The 21432-nt window shown below is 40.9% G+C and carries 19 protein-coding genes; 12 read left to right on the top strand and 7 right to left on the bottom strand.

Going from position 1 to position 21432, the window contains the following annotated elements; genetic code table 11:
- Positions 1-12 precede the first annotated feature (12 nt).
- Complete coding sequence (locus Q0X72_RS01055) at positions 13-354, bottom strand: hypothetical protein (RefSeq protein WP_297760762.1); 342 nt, start codon at positions 352-354, stop codon at positions 13-15.
- Between the two features lie 288 nt (positions 355-642).
- Here Q0X72_RS01055 and Q0X72_RS01050 point away from each other — a divergent pair, with 288 nt between their 5' ends.
- The 7 genes from Q0X72_RS01050 (at position 643) to Q0X72_RS01020 (ending at position 12658) form a co-directional block, all read left to right on the top strand.
- A complete protein-coding gene (locus tag Q0X72_RS01050; protein ID WP_297760759.1) occupies positions 643-3774 on the top strand; it encodes a glycosyl hydrolase in 3132 nt (1043 codons plus the stop codon).
- A gap of 111 nt (positions 3775-3885) precedes the next feature.
- A complete protein-coding gene (locus Q0X72_RS01045) occupies positions 3886-7017 on the top strand; it encodes a glycosyl hydrolase (protein ID WP_297760756.1) in 3132 nt (1043 codons plus the stop codon).
- The gene (locus tag Q0X72_RS01040) at positions 7017-7568 is read left to right on the top strand and encodes a CopD family protein (protein WP_297760753.1); all 552 of its coding nucleotides are present in this window, start codon (positions 7017-7019) and stop codon (positions 7566-7568) included. The genes Q0X72_RS01045 and Q0X72_RS01040 overlap by 1 nt, the downstream gene beginning before the upstream one ends.
- 174 nt (positions 7569-7742) lie before the next feature.
- Positions 7743-9161 (top strand): HAMP domain-containing sensor histidine kinase, encoded by a 1419-nt coding sequence (locus Q0X72_RS01035; RefSeq protein WP_297760750.1) that lies wholly within the window; start codon positions 7743-7745, stop codon positions 9159-9161.
- Between the two features lie 2 nt (positions 9162-9163).
- A complete protein-coding gene (locus Q0X72_RS01030) occupies positions 9164-9946 on the top strand; it encodes an enoyl-CoA hydratase-related protein (protein ID WP_297760747.1) in 783 nt (260 codons plus the stop codon).
- A 27-nt stretch (positions 9947-9973) separates the two neighbouring features.
- Entirely contained in the window at positions 9974-11524 is a 1551-nt protein-coding gene (locus Q0X72_RS01025) for a hypothetical protein (protein ID WP_297760744.1), read from the top strand.
- A 63-nt stretch (positions 11525-11587) separates the two neighbouring features.
- The gene (locus Q0X72_RS01020; RefSeq protein ID WP_297760741.1) at positions 11588-12658 is read left to right on the top strand and encodes a PA0069 family radical SAM protein; all 1071 of its coding nucleotides are present in this window, start codon (positions 11588-11590) and stop codon (positions 12656-12658) included.
- Here the strand turns inward: Q0X72_RS01020 and Q0X72_RS01015 are convergent.
- The 4 genes from Q0X72_RS01015 to Q0X72_RS01000 form a co-directional block, all read right to left on the bottom strand.
- Entirely contained in the window at positions 12650-14074 is a 1425-nt protein-coding gene (locus Q0X72_RS01015; RefSeq protein WP_297760738.1) for a Gfo/Idh/MocA family oxidoreductase, read from the bottom strand. The genes Q0X72_RS01020 and Q0X72_RS01015 overlap by 9 nt on opposite strands.
- A gap of 112 nt (positions 14075-14186) precedes the next feature.
- The gene (locus tag Q0X72_RS01010) at positions 14187-14846 is read right to left on the bottom strand and encodes an HD domain-containing protein (RefSeq protein WP_297760735.1); all 660 of its coding nucleotides are present in this window, start codon (positions 14844-14846) and stop codon (positions 14187-14189) included.
- Complete coding sequence (locus Q0X72_RS01005; protein WP_297760733.1) at positions 14843-15580, bottom strand: 1-acyl-sn-glycerol-3-phosphate acyltransferase; 738 nt, start codon at positions 15578-15580, stop codon at positions 14843-14845. Before Q0X72_RS01005 ends, Q0X72_RS01010 begins: the two co-directional genes overlap by 4 nt.
- Positions 15581-15642: 62 nt before the next feature.
- Positions 15643-16053 carry a BrxA/BrxB family bacilliredoxin gene (locus Q0X72_RS01000; protein WP_297760729.1) on the bottom strand — a complete coding sequence of 137 codons (411 nt, stop codon included), beginning with the start codon at positions 16051-16053 and terminating at the stop codon, positions 15643-15645.
- A 128-nt stretch (positions 16054-16181) separates the two neighbouring features.
- On the opposite strand from Q0X72_RS01000, the gene Q0X72_RS00995 reads away from it, so the two are divergent.
- From Q0X72_RS00995 to Q0X72_RS00980, 4 genes are all read left to right on the top strand, one after another.
- Entirely contained in the window at positions 16182-16913 is a 732-nt protein-coding gene (locus Q0X72_RS00995) for a TerB family tellurite resistance protein (RefSeq protein ID WP_297760726.1), read from the top strand.
- A 14-nt stretch (positions 16914-16927) separates the two neighbouring features.
- The gene (locus Q0X72_RS00990) at positions 16928-17512 is read left to right on the top strand and encodes a HupE/UreJ family protein (protein WP_297760723.1); all 585 of its coding nucleotides are present in this window, start codon (positions 16928-16930) and stop codon (positions 17510-17512) included.
- Between the two features lie 165 nt (positions 17513-17677).
- Positions 17678-18118, top strand: a complete 441-nt coding sequence (locus tag Q0X72_RS00985; protein ID WP_297760720.1) for a dCMP deaminase family protein — start codon at positions 17678-17680, stop codon at positions 18116-18118.
- 6 nt (positions 18119-18124) lie between these two features.
- Positions 18125-19729, top strand: a complete 1605-nt coding sequence (locus Q0X72_RS00980; protein WP_297760717.1) for a S41 family peptidase — start codon at positions 18125-18127, stop codon at positions 19727-19729.
- A 35-nt stretch (positions 19730-19764) separates the two neighbouring features.
- On the opposite strand, the gene Q0X72_RS00975 is transcribed toward Q0X72_RS00980, so the two are convergent.
- Positions 19765-19968: a hypothetical protein gene (locus tag Q0X72_RS00975; protein ID WP_297760714.1), complete on the bottom strand. Its 204-nt coding sequence runs from the start codon at positions 19966-19968 to the stop codon at positions 19765-19767.
- Between the two features lie 43 nt (positions 19969-20011).
- Positions 20012-20587 carry a MarC family protein gene (locus Q0X72_RS00970; RefSeq protein ID WP_297760711.1) on the bottom strand — a complete coding sequence of 192 codons (576 nt, stop codon included), beginning with the start codon at positions 20585-20587 and terminating at the stop codon, positions 20012-20014.
- Positions 20588-20711: 124 nt separating this feature from the next.
- Here Q0X72_RS00970 and Q0X72_RS00965 point away from each other — a divergent pair, with 124 nt between their 5' ends.
- Entirely contained in the window at positions 20712-21290 is a 579-nt protein-coding gene (locus Q0X72_RS00965) for a DUF3109 family protein (protein WP_297760709.1), read from the top strand.
- Positions 21291-21432 lie beyond the last annotated feature (142 nt).

Genomic DNA, 21432 nt, shown 5'->3' with positions numbered 1-21432 from the left:
TTAAATAAGAGATCATTTTTTTTTAAATGCCCGGAGGAGCAATAGAACTACCTGGAGTAACCATCCAATGGGATAGGGGAGTATAAGCAAACCCCACCACCAGGATAATTTTGAATTACCCCCAAAACCTCCCAACGAGGACAAATAAAATAAAAAGATCACTCCTACAGTGATCAGGAGCGCATTCAGCATAAACCATTTCCTGTGGCGATCATTGTTACGTTTGCTTATAAATGTCAGTATAATACTTCCAAAAACTATCAGTACACTTCCTTCCAGTGGGTCTAAAGTGCCCACACAGAATAGCACGATCCCAAATATATAGGCCACTTTTTTCCAGTCATACTTTTTCATAGTAATTAATGTTTTAATTGGGAATTGCACAGACAGTACCGAGAATTATACCAATTCTGACAGAAAACATGGTGCGTATATGCATACTAAAAGGAAATGCGATTGTTACCAAGAAGATACAAATAAGAAGGGAAACAGTAGTCCCGATTGTTAGGAAAGAACAGTTATTCTTGATACATCAAAACAAACCTGTAGTATTTCTATGGCATTCCCATTAATAATACCCGTTTTTCATTCTAGTCTTTTTTGGTACATTTAAGGCCGACAAACTCCTAGATGCATAATAAGATGAAAGTAAAGAAGTATTTTTTTGGCCTGTTACTGACCTGTTTTGCTGTTACACTAAGCAGCAACGCCCAACGAAGTAAAAAGAATACAACGGTAATAGACACGTATCCTGAGTCCTTGTATTCTAGTATAGAATACCGGCAGATAGGCCCTTTTAGAGGAGGCAGATCGGCAGCAGTTACAGGAGTTCCCGGCGAACCCAATCTATTTTATTTTGGCGCCACCGGAGGTGGAGTATGGAAAACCACGGACGGGGGCCGTAGCTGGGAAAATATTTCTGATGGCTTTTTTGGAGGAAGTATAGGTGCCGTGGAAGTGGCCAAAAGCGATCCAAATGTGATTTATGTTGGGGGAGGTGAAAAAACCCTGAGAGGAAATGTTTCTTCAGGATATGGCATATGGAAAACGGTAGATGCCGGAATAACCTGGCAATCTGTTGGACTTAAAAATAGCAGACACGTACCTCGTATCAGGATTCATCCAAATGATCCAAATACAGTCTATGCAGCAGTGCTTGGAGATATCTATAAGCCTTCTCAGGAAAGAGGTATCTACAAGAGTCAAGATGGAGGAACTACCTGGAGAAAGACCTTATTTGTAAATGATCAGGCAGGGGCAGTTGACCTGGTATTAGACCCAACCAATCCCAGGATCATGTATGCGTCTACCTGGAGGGCAAAAAGAACCCCATATAGTCTAAGTAGTGGGGGCGAAGGATCGGCCCTGTGGAAAAGTACAGACAGTGGGGAGTCCTGGACAGAGATCTCTAAAAATGAGGGCTTTCCTAAGGATACATTAGGGATCATTGGCGTTGCGGTCTCACCAAAAAATGCACAACGCGTATGGGCAATTGTTGAAAATAAAGAAAAAGGTGGCTTATACCGTTCGGATGATGGTGGCAAGAAATGGAGCATGGTTAATTCTGAAAGAAAACTGCGTCAACGTGCCTGGTATTATACCCGGGTGTATGCCGATACTGAAAACGAAGATGTAGTATATGTTCTCAATGTGCGGTACCATAAATCTACCGATGGTGGAAAAAGCTTTAATACATTTAATGCCCCTCATGGTGATCACCACGATCTTTGGATAGCACCTGAAGACACAAAAAGAATGATCATTGGGGACGACGGTGGGGCGCAAGTGTCCTATGATGGCGGAGAGACATGGAGTACTTACTACAATCAACCAACCGCACAATTTTATAGAGTTACCACAGACAATGCCTTCCCGTATCGCATTTATGCTGCTCAACAGGATAATTCAACGATCCGAATAAAACACCGTAGTGAGGGGCGAAGTATTGATGATGATGACTGGGAACCTACCGCTGGGGGAGAATCGGCTCATATCGCCGTAGACCCTACGAATAATGACATTGTGTATGGTGGAAGTTATGGTGGTTTCCTTACAAGGGTAAACCATGATGCAAACACTGTGCGAGGCATCAATGTTTGGCCAGACAACCCCATGGGTTATGGCGCAGAAGGGATGAAATATCGTTTTCAATGGAATTTCCCTATCATTTTCAGCAAACACGATCCTAAAAAGCTGTACACCTTTTCCAACCATGTGCATATGAGTACCAATGAAGGACAAAGTTGGGAACTTCTAAGTGGTGATCTCACCAGAAACGATCCAGATAAATTGGTCTCAAGTGGAGGTCCAATAACCCAGGATAATACAGGCGTGGAATACTACTGCACCATTTTTGCAGCGAATGAAAGTCCGCTGAAAGAAGGGCTCATTTGGGTGGGTAGTGATGACGGACTGATCCATGTATCCAAAGATGGAGGTGGCAACTGGGAGAATGTAACTCCTGCAAATATGCCTGCTTGGTCCATGGTGAATAGTATAGAGCCTTCGGCCTTTGATGAAGGCACTTGTTATGTGGCAGCCACGCGCTATAAATTGGGAGATTTTCAACCTTATTTGTACAAAACAACAGACTATGGCAAGACCTGGCAGAAGATCACTAACGGGATAGATAAGGAGCATTTTACCAGAGTAGTTCGGGAAGATCCTAAAAGAAAAGGGTTGTTATATGCGGGTACAGAAACGGGGATGTACATTTCCTTTGATGATGGCCGCAACTGGAAACCTTTCCAATTAAATCTACCCATCGTACCTATCACAGATTTAGCTGTAAAAGACAATAATCTTATTGTAGCCACTCAGGGTAGAAGCCTTTGGATCATTGACGATCTTACGTTACTACATCAATTGAACCAAGGCATTTCAGCCGGAAAAACCATCCTCTATAAGCCAAAAGATGCGTATAGAACGAAAGGTGGGACAAGCAGAAGCCCTTCAAAAACAGAAGGACAGAATCATCCAAACGGAGTTATCACCCACTTTTATCTAAAGGACCTGTCTGAAAAGGATAGTCTCGCACTTACCTATACCTCAGTTGCGGGAGACACTCTTGCCAACTTTAGCACCTACGCCAAGGAAGCGGACGAAAAGTTGAAACCAAAAAAAGGAGGCAACACCCATGTTTGGGATACACGGGGAAAAGGAGCCCAGGATTTCAAAGGAATGATCATGTGGTGGGCCAATCTAAATGGAGCAAAAGCTGTTCCAGGTTCCTATAAGGTGCATCTCAATCTGAATGGTGTTACTCAAACGCAAGCATTTACTATTCTGCCAGATCCAAGGGCTGAGGTAAGTGTAGCTGAGATGCAAACACAATTCGATTTTATTTCGGACATCAATAGCACGGTAGACAAAGCGCATGCCTCTATCAAAAAGATCAGAAAGATCACAACTCAGCTCGAAGCTTTTATGGCGCAGTACAAAGACAATGAGGTTACCAAGGAATTGGTAGAGAAAGCCAAAAAAATGAAGAATGATTTTGGAGAAGTAGAGAAAGCACTATATCAGACGCAGAACAGAAGTGGACAAGATCCTTTGAATTTTCCGATCAGACTGACCAATAAATTAGCCCATTTGAACAGTTTGGTATCTATTGATGATTTTCATCCAACAGATCAGGATATTGCCGTAAAGAATCAGCTCACTGCTAAAATTGAAGAACAATTAAATCAATTTGATGCTTTGGTAACCAATGAGATCAAAGCCTTTAATGAAGCCTTTAATACCTTACAATTAAATTATCTCTTTATAGAATAGAAATAGACAGTGATTGGATATGATCCCTTGCCGTGCAAGGCAGGGGATATTCTATTTGATAGATGTCTCAACATATGAATACTAATCAAGTTTGTAATCTTCCAATACAACATGAAACAACGAATATTTGGTCTGCTTGCCTTTTTATTAGTGGGCACCCTTATGGGACAAACGGCAGAAGAGTATTTTAAACCACTTAAATATAGAAATATTGGCCCTTTCAGAGGAGGACGGTCCGTGACGGCAACAGGTGTCATTGGTGATCCTATGACCTATTATATGGGTACCACAGGCGGCGGCTTGTGGAAGACCATTGATGCCGGGAGACAATGGAATAATATTTCAGACGGATTTTTTGAGATGGGATCTGTTGGCGCAGTAGCTGTTTCGGCTTCCAACCCCAACATAGTGTATTGTGGGATGGGAGAACATGCTGTACGTGGAGTGATGACCTCCTATGGGGACGGGGTTTATAAATCTTCTGATGCCGGTAAGACCTGGAAAAGAATAGGGTTGGAAAAGACACAGCATATAGCACGCATCGTCATCCATCCAACTAATCCGGAGATTGTCTATGTAGCTGCTCAAGGAGCATTATACGGCCCTAATAAAGAACGTGGCATTTACAAAAGTACGGATGGAGGAAATAGCTGGAAACAAGTTTTATTTGTGAATGAACTTACAGGTTGTAATGAACTCTCCATGGATCTTTCTACGCCTGAAGTTATATATGCCAGTATGTGGCATCATCAGCGAAAACCAAATATTGTAATCAGTGGTGGCTCTGGAAGCGGCTTATATAAATCTACAGACGGCGGTGAAACATGGAAACAAATACACAATGGTCTGCCAGAAGAAAAAGGTAAAATGGCCATTGCGGTGAGTCAGGTAAATACCAATAAAGTATATGCCCTGGTGGAAAGTGATTCGGATAAAGACAAAGGTGGTTTATTTGTTTCCAATGATGCGGGGGATTCCTGGAATATGATCAGTGGGGACAACCGTTTGGTACAACGCGCCTGGTATTATATTGAAGTATTCCCGGATCCAAATGACGAAAATACGGTATATGTAATGAGTGCCCAGGCGCTTAGGTCTTTTGATGGTGGAGTTAGCTGGGAACAGATAACGGGTACCCATGGAGACTACCACGATCTTTGGATCAATCCGGCGAATTCTAAGAATATGGTCATTGCCAACGATGGCGGGGCAGCCGTTAGTTTTGACCATGCCAAAACCTGGTCTTCTCAAGACATTATGCCTACGGCTCAATTCTATCGCATCAGTACAGACAACCTATTTCCATACAATGTATATGGAGGCCAACAAGATAATACTTCCGTAAAGATCGCGAGTCTTTCCTTATCCAGATGGGGTATTTCGGAACAGGATTGGACCTATTCTGCAGGAGGAGAAAGTGCGTTCCTCGCATTCGATCCTGATAACCCTCGTTATGTATTGGGAGGAAGTTATCTGGGAACCATAGACGTCTTAGACTCACAGACAAAATCGGATACCAAGATCATGGCAGCGCCCATACAATACCTTGGCAGGGCGGCCAGGGATATGAAATACCTGTATAACTGGAATGCACCCATCATAAGATCACAGCATGAGCCCAATACCTTTTTCCATTGTGCTCAATTGGTATTAAAAACTACTGATATGGGTACTAGCTGGGAAGAGATCTCTCCCGACCTTACCCGAAATATGGATGAAAAGCAAGGACATGGAGGAGGTCCATATACGATCGAGGCTGTTGGGGCAGAAAATTATGGCACTATTGCCTATATGATAGAATCACCGCATGAGAAAGGCGTTTATTGGACAGGGAGCGATGACGGATTTGTACATATCACCAGAAATGGAGGCCAAAGTTGGGAAAATGTAACCCCTAAAGGCCTGCAGGAATGCCTGATCAATGCTATTGAAGTCTCTCCCCACGATGCCGGTACAGCCTATATCGCAACTACCAGGTATAAGTTTAATGATCATACTCCGGGCTTATATAAAACCATTAATTATGGGAAAACCTGGACGAACATCAGCAGCGGTATTCCCTACGGGTCTTTTACGAGGGTGATACGTGAAGATGCATCAAGAAAAGGCTTGTTATACGCCGGAACCGAAAAAGGGATTTATATTTCCTGGAATGATGGTGCAAGCTGGGAAACTCTGCAATTGAATCTACCTAAGACACCTATTACGGATCTTAAAGTACATAAGGGTGATCTGGTTGTAGCCACTTCTGGACGTTCCTTCTGGATCCTGGATGATCTGGCTGCCCTTTCTCAATACAAAACCGGAAATGCAGATGTAAAGATCATGCAACCAGAGGAGGCACTCAACGCTTCATGGGGAAGTCCCTTAGACAAGAATTCAAAGGATTTTAAAGGTACGCACCCCTTCCAGGGTATAAACCCGGCCAATGGCATGGTACTTTATTATGAGCTTCCCAAGATGGATGATGCTTCGTTTTTAACTTTGGAGATATTGAATTCTAAGGGGAAGATCATTAGGACCTTCAGTTCGGAAAAAGATAGTACCTATCAAAAACACAACGGGGGTGGCCCACCTCCTGCACCGGTATTGGCTAAAGAACAGGGACTTAATAGATTTGTCTGGGATCTTAATTATCCCATCATGGAAGGTATTCCTGGGGTTTATATGGAGGCTGGTTTTGAAGGGCATAAGGCCCCTCCGGGTAACTACACCATTCATTTAAAACTTGGTGAAGAAACTGTGATGACTGAAGGTAAAATAATTGCAACTCCCGGTTTTGATGTATCCATGGCACAGTATGAGGAGTACGATGTTTTTATGTCAGAAATGGAAGCTAAACTTAATGAAATGCATCAGTTGGTTAATCAATTGCACAAGGTACAGCAACAATTAAAAGCGTTGTTGTCCACTATGGAAGCTAGCGTGGCTAAACAAGCTGGCGAGGCTTTATTAAAAGAACTGATAACCTGGGACGAGCAGATGATACAGCGCAAATCCCAGGCGTATGACGATGTTGAGAATTTTCCCAATAAATTCACCGCGGAATATCTCTATTTGATCAATCAGACCAACAGTGTTATTCCAAGAGTAAATCAGGGCTCCAGAGATCGCAAGTCAGTATTGGATGCCCAATGGAACGGGTTAAAATCCAAAGCCAAGAACTTCGTAAATGTGGCCTTGCCAAACTACAATAAGACCCTCTGGAACGCTGGTATTGGGGCCATACAAATTGGAAAATAATGGGAGAGTATTATAATTATATAAAAGCCTTACATCTTATTTTTGTGATCACTTGGTTTGCGGGCTTGTTCTATATTCCAAGGCTTTTTATTTATCATATAGAAGCTCAGGATAAACCAAATCCCGCCAAAGATATCCTTTCAGATCAGTTAAGATTGATGACCAAAAGGCTTTGGTATATTATTACCTGGCCTTCAGCAGTTTTGGCAACCCTATTTGCTATATGGTTGTTGGTGCTTATTCCCGGTTGGTTAGAGCAACCATGGATGCACGTTAAACTGCTTTTTGTAGTGCTTTTGATCGCGTATCATTTTAAGACACATCAAATGTTCCTCCAATTACAGCAAAATAAGATAAAATACACCTCTAATTTTATGCGTATTTGGAATGAAGGCGCTACTGTGGTGCTGTTTGCGGTTACTTTTCTGGCTATTCTCAAAAGTGCCTTTAATTGGGTGTTTGGGGTGGCAGGGATAATTATTTTGGGTCTTTTACTTATGCTAGGGATAAAACTTTACAAAAGGATCCGGGAAAAGAACCCCGAGGCATAGATGATGCCCGTTTAATTTATGGCTGGCAAACACAGAGATCTCAATTTCCTTTGGGCAAGAATAATTCTAGTTGCTCTTCACCCGCTCTTTTTGGACTGATTATTGCTATCTTTAAAATCAAAATAAAGAGCCTTGTTCAAGAAGTTCTCCCTCCGGTCCAGGATTTTTGTTACCATGATATTTTTAGTGCTGATTGCTTCTGTGCTGATTGCAGGGGTAACGGTCTATCAATACAGGGAACAATCCAAAGATTATCACCAGGATCGTTTGGAGCGAAAGGAAGAACAGATTAAACAGAGCATCAGTTATACCCTTCAGTCAACCACCTATCCGGTGATCACAGAAAATCTTGGACTAATATTTAAGGATGAGATCTATCGTATTGCCGATGTACAGAATGTGAATTTTAATATTTATGACCTGGAAGGGCAGCTTATTAAAAGCTCTCGACCACAATTAAATAATGATTCAATTTCACGATGCCTGGAGGCTTATCTATTGAACAACCTCAAAGAAAGCCAAAATAAAAGATATGTAGAGGACAACCTGGTGGCCGGAAATAAATATCAGGCTTCCTATACGTTTATTACCGATCAGAAATTTAAACCCATTGGCATCCTCAATTTGCCATATTATGAGGACAATTCCTTTAATAGTATGGAATTGAGAGAATTCCTGTTTCGTCTCGGCGGAGTGTACCTGATAATGTTTGTCATTGCTATTTTCCTGGCTTATTTTATCTCCAAATATATCACCCGCTCGTTAGCAACTATTTCTGATAAACTACATCAAACCGATCTCACAAAACGGAATGAAAAGATCTTTGTTAAGAACCCCAGTGAGGAAATAGGAAAGTTGATAGATTCTTACAACGAAATGATCGATGAACTGGAGCAAAGCGCTGCGAAACTGGCACGAAGTGAAAGGGAACAGGCCTGGCGGGAAATGGCAAAACAAGTTGCGCACGAAATAAAGAATCCATTAACGCCAATGCGACTCACCGTACAGAACTTTGAGCGTAATTTTAAACCTTCAGATCCGGATGCAAAAGTGAAGATCAAAGAGTTTTCAAAAACGCTTATCCAACAAATAGATATGATGAGCAGTATTGCCTCGGCATTCTCCAGTTTTGCACAAATGCCCGCACAGCAGAATGAAACTTTGAATGTGGTGAAAACAGTAAAACTGGCACTCGATATTTTTAATGAGAATTACATCCATTTTATCTCCGAGGAAGAAGAAATAATTGCGAAATTAGACAGGACGCAATTGATCCGGGTGGTAACCAATCTTGTTAAGAATGCCATTCAGGCAGTTCCGGAGGTGGCTTCACCCAGGATCTTGGTTTCGGTAGTCTCAGATGGTGCCTATGTAAAGATCTCTGTGGCAGATAACGGTATAGGTATCTCAGATGAAGTAAAGGAAAAGGTATTTGAACCTAAGTTTACGACCAAATCTAGCGGGATGGGCTTAGGTCTGGGAATGGTAAAAAATATAGTGGAAACATATAAAGGATCTATAACATTAACCTCGCAACCGGACAAAGGATCTGTTTTTACAGTCAGATTTCCCAAGGAAAGTGAAAAAAAATAATTATGGAATTCAATAATATCAAAGTTAAATTAGAAGATAACCTGGCGATAGTAACCATTAATAGACCAAAGAAATTAAATGCGCTAAATACTGCGACCATCAAAGAATTGCATTTAGCCTTTAAAGCCCTGGAAACAAATAAGAAGGTGCGCGTCATAATACTAACCGGAAGTGAAGACAAGGCTTTTGTAGCAGGGGCCGATATATCTGAATTTGCCCATTTCAACACCAAACAGGGAGGTCAATTGGCTGCCCAGGGGCAGGAATTACTTTTTAGTTTTATTGAGAACCTTTCTAAACCAGTGATCGCTGCAATTAATGGATATGCGCTTGGCGGCGGCCTAGAGCTCGCCATGGCCTGTCATTTTAGGGTAGCCAGCCATAACTCTAGAATGGGCCTTCCCGAAGTTTCTTTAGGGGTCATTCCCGGCTATGGCGGAACACAGCGTCTTCCCCAATTAATAGGGAAGGGAAGGGCTATGGAAATGATCATGACCGGGGGTATGGTAGATGTGGAAAGAGCCATTGAATTTGGCCTAGTGAACCACGTAACATCAATTGAAGAGTTACTTGATTTTTGTAAGACGATCGCCAAAAAAATAGCAAAAAATTCTCCTATGGCCATCAGACAGGCAATAAAAGCGATAAATGCGGGTTTTAACAATGGTGTTCAGGGTTATGAAATAGAGGTTAAAGCTTTTGGCGAGTGTTTTGGTACAGATGATTTTAAAGAAGGAACCACAGCATTCCTAGAGAAGAGAAAAGCCTCCTTCCCCGGTTCGTAAGAACATCCTTATTTTAAAATCTTAGGTATGCTAAAAAATCCCCTTTTTATCGGGCTTCTTTTTATGAGTTTTCTTGTCCGGGCTCAGGAATTTCCTGTAGACTATACTTTTGGTGAAAAATATAACGATCGTTATAAATATTCGAATTTATTGATGATCACCGATGATGGTCATGGTGGTAGTGTTCTTGTAAGGGCTTATTATACGGGACTTATCTTAAAACCAAAGGGCTACATTTTAGAACATTACAATAAGGACATGCAATTGGTTTCTGAGTTCAATTATAAGATAAAGGGCTCGGAATTTGTAGATGGCTATCTAAAGAATGGCCAGTTGTATTTGTTGTTCTTAGATTACAATATAGAAGCAGGCACTTATGAATATTGGGCACACAGGAGTCCCTTGGATCCTTTTACCTTTACACAGGAAAAATTGTTATCCTTTTCATCTGCTCCCGTAAAGGATCCGTTGGATAAAAATTACTACAACCGGAATTTCAACTCAGGATTCACTACTACGGTCTTGTTTTCTGAAGATAAGAATGGATTCATCATCAGCACCCACTACAAAAAAGGAAAAAATAACAGGCACGACATATATCTTTTCACCGCCAATTTGAAGCAAGCCATGTATCAGGATTTTTCAAGTGAAGTTGAGGAAAAGAATTACGCCTTTGAGCGAATGGCAGTCTCAAATGATCTGGATAAGGTTTTTATTATTGGGAAAGCGTATTTCAAAAAGAAACGTTTTACAGCCTTGGAACGTAAATTTCAATATGAGCTAATACAACTCAGTTCTCAGGGGATCAAAACACAAAGCTTCGATACCCCAGGAAAATACTCAGAATCTTTGACCCCTGTTATCAATCAGGGCAATTTGATATGCGTTGGTTTCTATGCAGATCGCAAGGATAACAGATACAATGGTCTGGCTTATTTTAAATTGGATCCTGCCACGCTTAGCGTAAAAAGCAGAAAATACAATCCTTTCTCTGAGCAATTTATGTTCGATAAGTTTGGACAGGAATACGATAAGGAAGTTAAAAATCTCGTCTTTAAAAATGTAACAGTAACCCCGGAGAATTCAATTTTGTTCAATGCCGAAGAGTATTTTGTGACCAATAGTGTTCAGTCAAACTCAAGTGGCGGCAGGTTGCGGGTAAAGCGATTTCATCATAATGATATTGTAAGTGCAAAGATAGATGCAGAAGGAAATATGGTTTGGGCTCGTAATATCAATAAATCTGAGGTTACGCAAGGCGATGGCGATTATGCTTCTTATAGTACTTTTACAAAAAACGGAAATACATACTTTTTTATCAGCTCGGCTTCTGAAAATCCGCAGGTACTGAATAAGGAACGGATCATTTTTAAGCAAGGCTTCAGCAGGAATAGAAATGTCTTTGTAATCCAATTGAACAATGAGGGTAACATGAGCTATGAGAAGATCATAGACTCAAAAGATGCACGGCTACCCTTAAAAGTCTCTAACCCGCTCAAGGATGAGACCAATAGCAAAATGCTTTTCTACGCTAAACGCGGTAATAAAAAGCAATTGGTAAACGTCACCATTCAGTAATCTTTTAATTCAGTTAAAACAATAGTAGGAATAAATCCATATATTTGGAAATATTCCTATTTTATGAATGCTGACTATCTGAAAGGGCGAGGTGCTCAACATAATTCCCGTAACAAGTTCCAGGAGTTCTATTCAGAAATGCGCGAAGATTTTTTGGAATATTGCTGGAAAGAAGGGGAGCTGGCGGACAAGAATAAAACGGAGTATTTGCCTATTTTTCCTAAGTCCATTGTCAATAAGGTAACCAGTCCGGATGTGGGTATGGCCTATTCCATGAACCCCTATCAGGGATGCGAACATGGTTGTATTTATTGCTATGCCCGTAATACACATGAATTTTGGGGGTATAGTGCCGGACTCGATTTTGAAAGAAAGATCTTAATTAAAGAGAATGCACCGTATCTCTTAGAAGAAAAGCTCAAAAGTAAAAACTGGAAAGCTGAAACTATCGTCCTTTCCGGGAATACTGATTGTTACCAACCTGCCGAAAAGATATTTGAGATAACCAGGGCTTGTTTGGCAGTATTCTTAAAATACAAACACCCTGTAGGAATTATCACAAAGAATACCTTGATCTTGAGGGATCTGGATCTGTTAAGAGAGCTTACTAAAGACGGACTTATAGGAGTAAATATATCGGTCACCTCTTTATCAGAAAAGACAAGACGACTCCTGGAACCGCGAACAGCGACCATCGCAAAACGCCTTGAGACCATCAAAATACTTTCAGAAAATAACATCCCTGTCAATGCTATGCTGGCACCTATCATACCAGGGATAAATAGTCACGAACTCTTACAACTGGCGCGTGCTGTTTCAGAAAAAGGGGCACTTTCCTTTGCCTTTACTGTTGTGAGATTAAACGGTGCCATTGGAATGCTATTTACCGACTGGCTAAAACGGACCATGCCTGATAAAGCAAATAAGGTCTTACATCAAATAGAGAGTTGTCATGGGGGCACCTTAAATGACAACAGGTTTGGGATACGAAATAAGGGAGAAGGGGTACTTGCAAAACAAATTCATGACCTGTCCAAAATTGCAAAGCGAAGGTACTTCAATGGACGTACTTTTCCCAAATTGAATAAAGATCTCTATGAGGTCTATAAACAAGGACAGTGGAAATTATTTTAATTCCCAGCCTTTGCGATAGCTTCCTTTCACCCATTCATTGGCTTTCTCAAAATTTGTTACCCGCATGGATTCACCTTCCCAAAGCAATTTCTTTCTTCCGGGTCTTAGAATCGATGGTCTTCTTCCGGGTTCTTCCGGGGCAACTATTTCTTTGTATTGAAATGCCTTAATTGCCAGATTCCCCATCAGAACTGCTTCTGTTAACGGACCTGACCTGTCAAAACTTGAAGATGTTTCGGTCCCTTGCAGGCAACCTTCAACCCAATTGCGCTGGTGCCCGCCAGTGCTACCTTCAATTCGTTTTAAGGTTGGCGTAGGAGGATTATACATATTCATCATTTCCGAAGGAAGAAGTCTGGCATTGCGCGAATAAACATCACACACCAGAATTCCTTTGGTGCCATAAAAAACAGAACCCCCACCAGAATCGCCAATGGTCTCTCCATCTTTTAATTCGTCCGGGAGATCGGGCATAATGCCACCATCATACCAATTTAGGGCTATATCTCCGTGCTGAGGTGTATTGAATTTTAAACGCACTATGGAGGAGGCCGGGCAGGAAGCGCTGTAATCTGCTTCAACAAAATCGCCCACCCAATTCGTAGTGCAACTGGCTTCTGCCTCGGTAGGATAACCCAGATCCAGCACTCCAAAAGGTGTTTCCATAATATGACAACCCATGTCGCCCATAGCTCCGGTGCCAAAATCCCACCAACCGCGCCATTTAAAAGGCAAATATGAATTGTTGTAATCTCTATTAGCTGCAGGTCCCAGCCACAGATCCCAATCCAGTCCGTCCGGGATCTCATCTTTACCTACCGGTAGTGGAATCCCTTGAGGCCAAACAGGTCTGTTGGTCCAACAATCTACTCGTTCTACTTTACCAATAATACCGGAATTGATCCATTCTTTGGCTAGTCTGCTGCCATCGCTAGAGGCTCCCTGGTTGCCCATCTGCGTAACGATCCCATTCTCCCTGGCCACCTTGGTCATCAATCTTGCTTCTGCTATATTATGTGTAAGGGGTTTTTCAACATAGGCGTGTTTCTTAGCACGCATAAAGGGTAGGGCTATGGTGGCATGCGTATGGTCTGGGGTAGCTACCATTATCGCATCCATATCCTTTAATTGTTTATCGTATACCTTGCGAAAATCTTTGTAACGTTTAACGTCCGGATAGAGTTCATAGGTTTCTGCCGCTATTCTATCGTCTACATCACAAAATGATACAAATTTCACCTTCCCTGTTTCCTGTAGCCCTCTGATAACTCCTGAACCACGACCACCAACTCCAAATGCTCCAATATAAAGCGTATCGCTGGGAGGCACATGACCTTTGCCTAAAACATAACTTGGAACAATTGAAAAAACAGCTGTAGAGGCTGATACATTCTTGATAAATTTTCGCCTTTGCATATGGAAAGTGTTTATAAATGAGGCAGGAAGATACAAAAAAAGCAATCCGTAAAGTTCAAATAAGGATCAACATATGTTCATTTGGTAGGCCTAAAGGAAATCAATAAGAATTTCACTGAGTCCCACTCCATTCTGAATAGAAGTGTTCCAGATACTGCAAGAGAAAAGCGTGTCTTTCCAAGGCTATCTTTGCCCCGGTTTTGGTATTCATTTTGTCTTTGAGAAGCAGGAGCTTCTCATAGAAATGATTAATGGTAGGGCTCTTAGAATTTTTGTATTCCTCTTTGGACAATTCCAAATTGGGAGCTATTTCGGGATCGTAGAGGGTTCTATTTTTAAAACCTCCGTAGTGAAAAGCACGTGCAATTCCAATGGCACCTATGGCATCTAACCTGTCTGCGTCCTGTACCACAAACAATTCAACTGGGTGCGTTTTATTCTTATTTTCCCCAATATTATTTTTAAAAGAAATATGTTCAATGATATAGCATACCTTTTCAATGACCTCCTTTTCTACATCCAGTGAACTAAGAAATGTCCTGGCCATTTTAGGACCTACAGTTTCATCTCCCTGATGAAATTTTGCATCAGCTATATCGTGTAATAAGGCTCCAAGGCTTACAACCAAAACGTCTGCTTTTTCGTCTTTAGCGATCAAGAGGGCGTTGCGAAAAACGCGTTGGGTATGGAACCAATCGTGTCCTGCTTCTGCGTCACTTAGCGTTTCTTTTACAAAGGCAATTGTATCTTCAACGAGTGAGGTGGTATTCATGGAGTTACGAGTATATTGTTGGAAATGACCTCTTCTACCCGGGTTAATAAAACATCAGATTCACCGGTGTTCTCAATAGGTTGGTGTACCTTAAAATACAAATGTGATCCTATGCCGTAAGGGAATTTACCATAGCGTAACATTTTCCAAGAATTGTTAATACTTATAGGCACAATAAGTGCAGAAGGGGACTGTTTCATCAGTACTTTTAATCCGGTGGGTTGAAATTTCTTTGGGTGCCCGGTTCTACTGCGTGTACCTTCAGGAAAGATAACGGCACTTCTTTTATTTGCTTCTATGTATTTACCCAATCTGGCAATAGCCACAAGGGCTTGTTTACTATCCTTCCGATCTATAAGGGCCGAACCTCCATGTCTGAGATTATACGATACGCTTGGTATACCTTTTCCTAATTCTATCTTGCTCACAAATTTTGGATGATATTTTCTCATGTACCAGATAATAGGAGGAATATCGTTCATGCTTTGATGGTTCGAAACTATGATAAGCGGCACACCTTTAGGAATGTTGTGATCATTTTTGAAAGTGTAACGGGTTCCCAGTAGGAATGTGCACCACATAAGTGTTAAGTTGAGGTAGCTTACACTTTTTTGATGGGCATCATATCCAAACCAGTTAAAGCATATCCATTGAATGGGATGAAAAACCAGAAGTACTATTCCAAAAAAAAGGAAATAAATACAGGTTAAAGGATATGCCAGAATTTTACGCATTGTACAAAAATAAAAAACCGCACTTACCAAAGTGCGGTGTTTAAGATAAAACTTATTGGAGTCTAACAGAATTCGTCAAAAGCCCCGCTTAAATTTTCAGCTATCATTTCTGCAGGCCTTCCTTCTATATGATGCCTTTCGATCATATGTACCAGTTCTCCATTTTTAAAAAGAGCCATACTGGGTGATGAAGGAGGGAATGGAACCATTAGATTTCGTGCTGCATCCACAGCTTCTGTATCTACTCCAGCAAATACAGTGATCAAATGATCTGGTTTTTTATCATTTCGCAAACTTAATTTGGCCGCGGGTCTTGCATTAGCTGCAGCACAACCGCAGACAGAGTTTACTACCACCAGGGTAGTACCTTCCATTTTGAGGGCTTTTTCTACGGCCTCTGCGGTATATAATTCTTCAAAACCAGCCGAAGCGAGGTCTTGTCTCATGGGTTTTACTAATTCTGCAGGGTACATAATATATTTTTTATTTTTATTCCCTGCAAAGATAACCAAAATGTACAACTATTTTGCTAAAGCTTTCTTAAGGTGCTAAGGGGTTATTAGTGGTTTAACCCTATCTTTGCCAAAATTTTTTCCTTTTCATGATTCGTTGGATCGCCGCTATTTTAGGATATTTTTTATTTCGTTTACCAGGAGCTATCATTGGGTTTCTGGTTGGCAGTTTTATGGATAACCTAGGTTCCGGCTCCAATGCGCGCTCCATTTTTGAAGATCTGTCTCGGCAAAAGGTTTCACCGGCCGACTTTGAGTTGAATTTATTATCCCTGTGTTCCTTGGTGATCAAAGCAGATGGGCAGGTAAGTCAACGAGAATTAGATTATGTAAGGCAGTACTTCCTTAGCACCTATGGAAAAGAGAAGGCAAATGCCATTTTTAGAACATTTAATGAAGTTATTAAAAAACGTGAGATCTCTGCTCAAAGGATCTGTACCTATCTCAATCAGCGAACACGCTATGAGGTGCGTTTGCAGCTACTCCATTTTTTATTTGCCATTGCACAGTCTGATGGTTCTATCAGCGCTCCTGAGATTGAAAAGATTCGTGAGATAGCGGGGTATTTGCGTATTGGTGCAAGCGATTTTGGTAGTATTAAGGCGATGTTTGTTAAGGCCGCAGACAATGCCTATAAGATTTTGGAGATAGAGAAGAGTGCTTCGGATGATGAAGTAAAGAAGGCGTATAGAACGATGGCGAAAAAGTATCACCCAGATAGGGTGAATACCGAAAATGAGGCGATCAAAAGAGGGGCAGAGGAGAAGTTCAAGGAAGTTCAAAAGGCCTATGAACAGATACAACAACAACGTGGATTGTAATCTTTTATAGCATCTTGGAACATTTTTTATTTTATGTGGAATTGGGATTAGGTCATGTTTTAGACTTCAATGCTTATGACCATATTTTGTTCCTCGCCGCATTGGCTATACCGTTTACGTTCCGCTCCTGGAAACAGATACTTACACTGGTTACCATATTTACTGTGGCTCATTGCCTTTCGTTGGCATTTTCGGTGTATGAGATTGTGGAGGTAAATGTTGCATGGATCGAATTTTTAATTCCAATTACCATTTTGGTTACCGCACTTTTTAATGTAAAAGAGATTGTAAAAAAGGACACTGCACTTACTTTTAAATTGCAAAGTGCGGCTACTGTCTTTTTTGGGCTAATCCATGGTTTTGGATTCTCCAATTATTTTAAAATGCTTATGGCAGGGGAGGATAACAAGTTAAATCCTTTGCTTGGCTTTGCCACCGGAATAGAATTATCTCAGATCATCATTATAATTGGGGTGTTGTTCCTGGCATTTTTACTTGTTGAAAGGGGTAGGCTTCCAAAAAGGTATTTTGTATTGGGAACTTCCACTATCGTGATCCTTATCTCGCTACGGATGATCTATACTACTTGGCCTGTTTAATGCGTTTTGGAGGTAACTCTAACGGTCTTAAGCAAGCGATAAAAGAGTGATTCCCTCTTCTTAACGGTTTTAATTAAATATTAACCATTTATGGTTGTTGAACTATTTCAAAGCAGGTATCTTAGTGCTTTTCAATCATTGGAAAAATTAAACGGATAGGAGTTAGTGACAAAAAAGAAGCAGTTAAAGTATGATCGGGCCTATCTTAGGATGGCTCATGAATGGGGGAAATTGTCCTATTGTATCCGCAGACAAGTAGGGGCTATAGTTGTAAAGGATCGTATGATCATATCCGATGGATACAATGGAACGCCAACAGGGTTTGAGAATATTTGTGAGGATGATGATGGATATACCAAATGGTATGTTTTACATGCAGAGGCAAATGCCCTTTCCAAAGTAGCAGCTTCTACGCAGTCTTGCGAAGGGGCTACTTTATATATAACACTATCCCCTTGCAAGGAATGTAGTAAGTTAATACACCAATCTGGTATTAAACGCGTTGTATACCAAATAGCATATAAAGATGACTCAGGGTTACAATTTCTGGATAGAGCGGGGGTTGTACTAGAACATCTTCCTAATATTTTGGAAGAAAACGAATAAAAATTAATGAAGAAGTATCATTACATATGGCCTATGATCATTGCCTTATCCATGGCATTGGGTGTCCTGATTGGAGGCAAACTTCATTTTAATGATTCGCCCGAAAAGCTCTTTTCCACCAACTCAAAGAAAGACAAACTGAACCGACTCATTGATTATATAGACTTTGAGTATGTAGATGAGATCAATACAGACAGTATTGTAGATGTTACCGTCAATAATATTCTGGAAAAATTGGATCCTCATTCGGTCTATATTCCAAGGGAGGAACTAACACAGGTTTCTGAGAACATGAAAGGTGATTTCGTTGGGATCGGGATCAATTTTTATATGTACAAGGACACTATTACGGTGATCCGTACCATTGAGAACGGTCCAAGTTTTATTAAAGGGATAGAACCCGGTGATAGAATATTGATGGCGGGCAAAGACACCTTGTACGGCAAAAATTTACCCAGTAGCCGTATTGTCAGTACCTTGAAAGGGGAAATAGGATCTTCTGTAGATCTAAAGATATATCGAAAAACAGAAAACAACATCTTTACGGTTACCCTAAAAAGAGATAGAGTGCCAATAAAAAGTGTTGAGGCTTATTATATGCTTTCTCGTGATATGGGGTACATCAAGGTCAACAGATTTGCAGAGACCACCTATAAGGAATTCAAAAAAGCCCTTCTAACCTTACAGAAAAATGGGGCTGTGAAAATAACTCTGGATCTCAGAGATAACCCCGGGGGATATTTAGGAATTGCAGAGCAAATGGCAGACGAATTCCTAAAGAAAGGTAAGCTTATTCTTTTTACTAAGAACAAGAAAGGCAAAATAGAGAAGATGTTTGCTTCCAATGCCGGTTCATTTGAGGACAAACCTGTTTATGTACTTATTAACGAACGATCTGCATCCGCAAGTGAGATCATCGCAGGGGCTTTACAGGATAATGACGTAGGGACCATTGTAGGTCGCAGGTCATTTGGAAAAGGACTTGTACAGCGTGAGATGACTCTGGGTGATGGATCTGCTGTGCGTTTATCCGTGTCCAGGTATTATACCCCAACCGGTCGTTCTATTCAAAGAACCTACAACAATGGCAATGAAGATTACTATGAGCGTTTTGAAGCCAGGTACGAGAATGGTGAACTAATGTCAGCGGATAGCATTAAGGTAGCAGATTCTTTAAAATTTACTACTCCCAAGGGCAAGGTAGTGTACGGGGGTGGGGGCATAATCCCCGATGTATTTGTGCCTATTGGAAATATTGAGGAAGAAACCATAAAGAGTATGGAAAGCCTGGGCTTTATTTCTCGATTTGTATTTGAACATCTTGAAGAAGACCGCGAACGCTATACTAACTATGAGCAGCAAGATTTTATCAGCAACTTCAAGGTAGACGATATCCTATTCGAACAATTTGTGGATTATACTGTTGGTAATAATCTCCGAATGGATTTCTACGCTTATGACCAACGTATTAAGCTGTATTTAAAAGCGGCATTGGCAGAACAGTTGTTTTCACCTAACATTAGTGCAAAGATCAGGGGTGCCATAGATCCAATGTTGCAAAAAGTATTGGAATTAGATCAGCCTATGTTGAAGGAAATGGTGAAAGATTAAAATTTTGAGTTTCTTTTTAGTAGAAAAGGAGAAATCTAATCCTCGTCAATCTTTTTCTGGATATTCCAGGAGGTAAGAAGAATAATAAGAAGAACAATAGCGCACAGGGCCGCCACAACACCTATAACAGCAATAATACTATCCTGACCCAGTGGATCCGAAAAATCAATGATCGTCGCATTATAGGCAATTAGGCCGATGGCTAAAATGATAAGAACAACGGTAACTTTTTTATTCATTCTTTCGCTTTATTGTGAGTTGTATTCCTATAGGAACACCAATTTATGGAAATAATTGATTAATGTTCGTGGCAAATAATTTAACTGCTATTGCCAATAAAATGACCCCAAATACTTTTCTGACAACACTTAGTCCGCCTTTCCCCATGACACGTTCAATCTTGGCAGACGATTTTAAAACCAGGTAGACAAAAATAATATTGACGATAATGGCTGCTATGATGTTTTCCACATAAAATTCAGCACGCAAGGATAAGAGAGCTGTCATAGTGCCCGCTCCGGCAATTAGCGGAAAAGCAATAGGCACTATAGAGGCAGACTCTGGTTCGTCATCGCGGTAAAGGGTGATCCCAAGGATCATCTCTATCGCCAAAAAGAATATAATAAAAGCCCCGGCTACCGCAAAGGAATACACGTCTATCCTAATCAATTTCAGGATTTCCTCCCCCACAAACAGAAAAGCTACCATTATGCACCCGGCGACAATAGACGCTTTCTCTGAGTGAATATGGCCCACTTTTTTTCGCAGATTTATGATAATGGGAATACTCCCAACAATATCAATAACAGCAAACAGAACTATGCTGGCAGTTGCTATTTCCCTGAAGTTCAAATGCATTACCATAGGCTTTTAAAGTTGTGCAAAAGTAGTATATATTTTGAGTTTGTGGCAGGTCGTCAATACAAATATTATAAGGGGAAATACAGGTTAAAAAAGTATCTTTGACGCTTACTTAAAGAAGATGTTCCAAGTAGGGAAAACACTGGTTTCAGAAGAGATCATTGAGAAAGACTTTGTGTGCAATCTATCTGCCTGCAAGGGAGCGTGCTGTGTAGACGGTGATGCCGGCGCTCCACTTGAGGACAAAGAAACAGAAATCCTGGTAGATATATATGCCAAGGTAAAGCCATTTCTTCGTCCTGAAGGAATTGAAGCCATTGAAGCGCAAGGGGCATTTGTAAAAGGAGAAGATGGAGAATGGGAAACTCCGCTTGTTGGTAACAGCGAATGTGCGTATGTGATATTTAATGATCATGGCGTTGCTAAATGTGGCCTGGAGGAGGCCTATGAAAAAGGGGCAACAAGCTGGAAGAAACCGGTTTCGTGCCATCTATATCCCATCCGTGTTACTGAGTATACAGAATTAAGAGCCGTTAATTATCACAAATGGCAACTCTGCGATCCCGCCTGTCAGTTAGGAGAAAGTCTTAAGGTTCCTGTATACCGGTTTGTAAAAGATGCTCTTATCCGAAAATTTGGAAAAAAATGGTATAAAGAGTTAGAAGAAGTAGCCCAGGAATACCATTCATCGAAACAATAGAAGGTAGTTCATAGAGTATTTTATACCGTTAACGGAATATTTTTTATCCCCCTGATACATTGCCTACTTTCCCTATCCCTAATATTCATCTTATACTGTTTTTGATGTATTAATGATGTTTAGAAGGACAAATGACACAACC

Source organism: uncultured Muriicola sp., assembly GCF_947258935.1.
In the GTDB taxonomy this organism is placed as follows: domain Bacteria; phylum Bacteroidota; class Bacteroidia; order Flavobacteriales; family Flavobacteriaceae; genus Muriicola.
The sequence above is the reverse complement of the archived record's forward strand: the minus strand, read 5'-3'. Positions and strand labels throughout refer to the sequence as shown.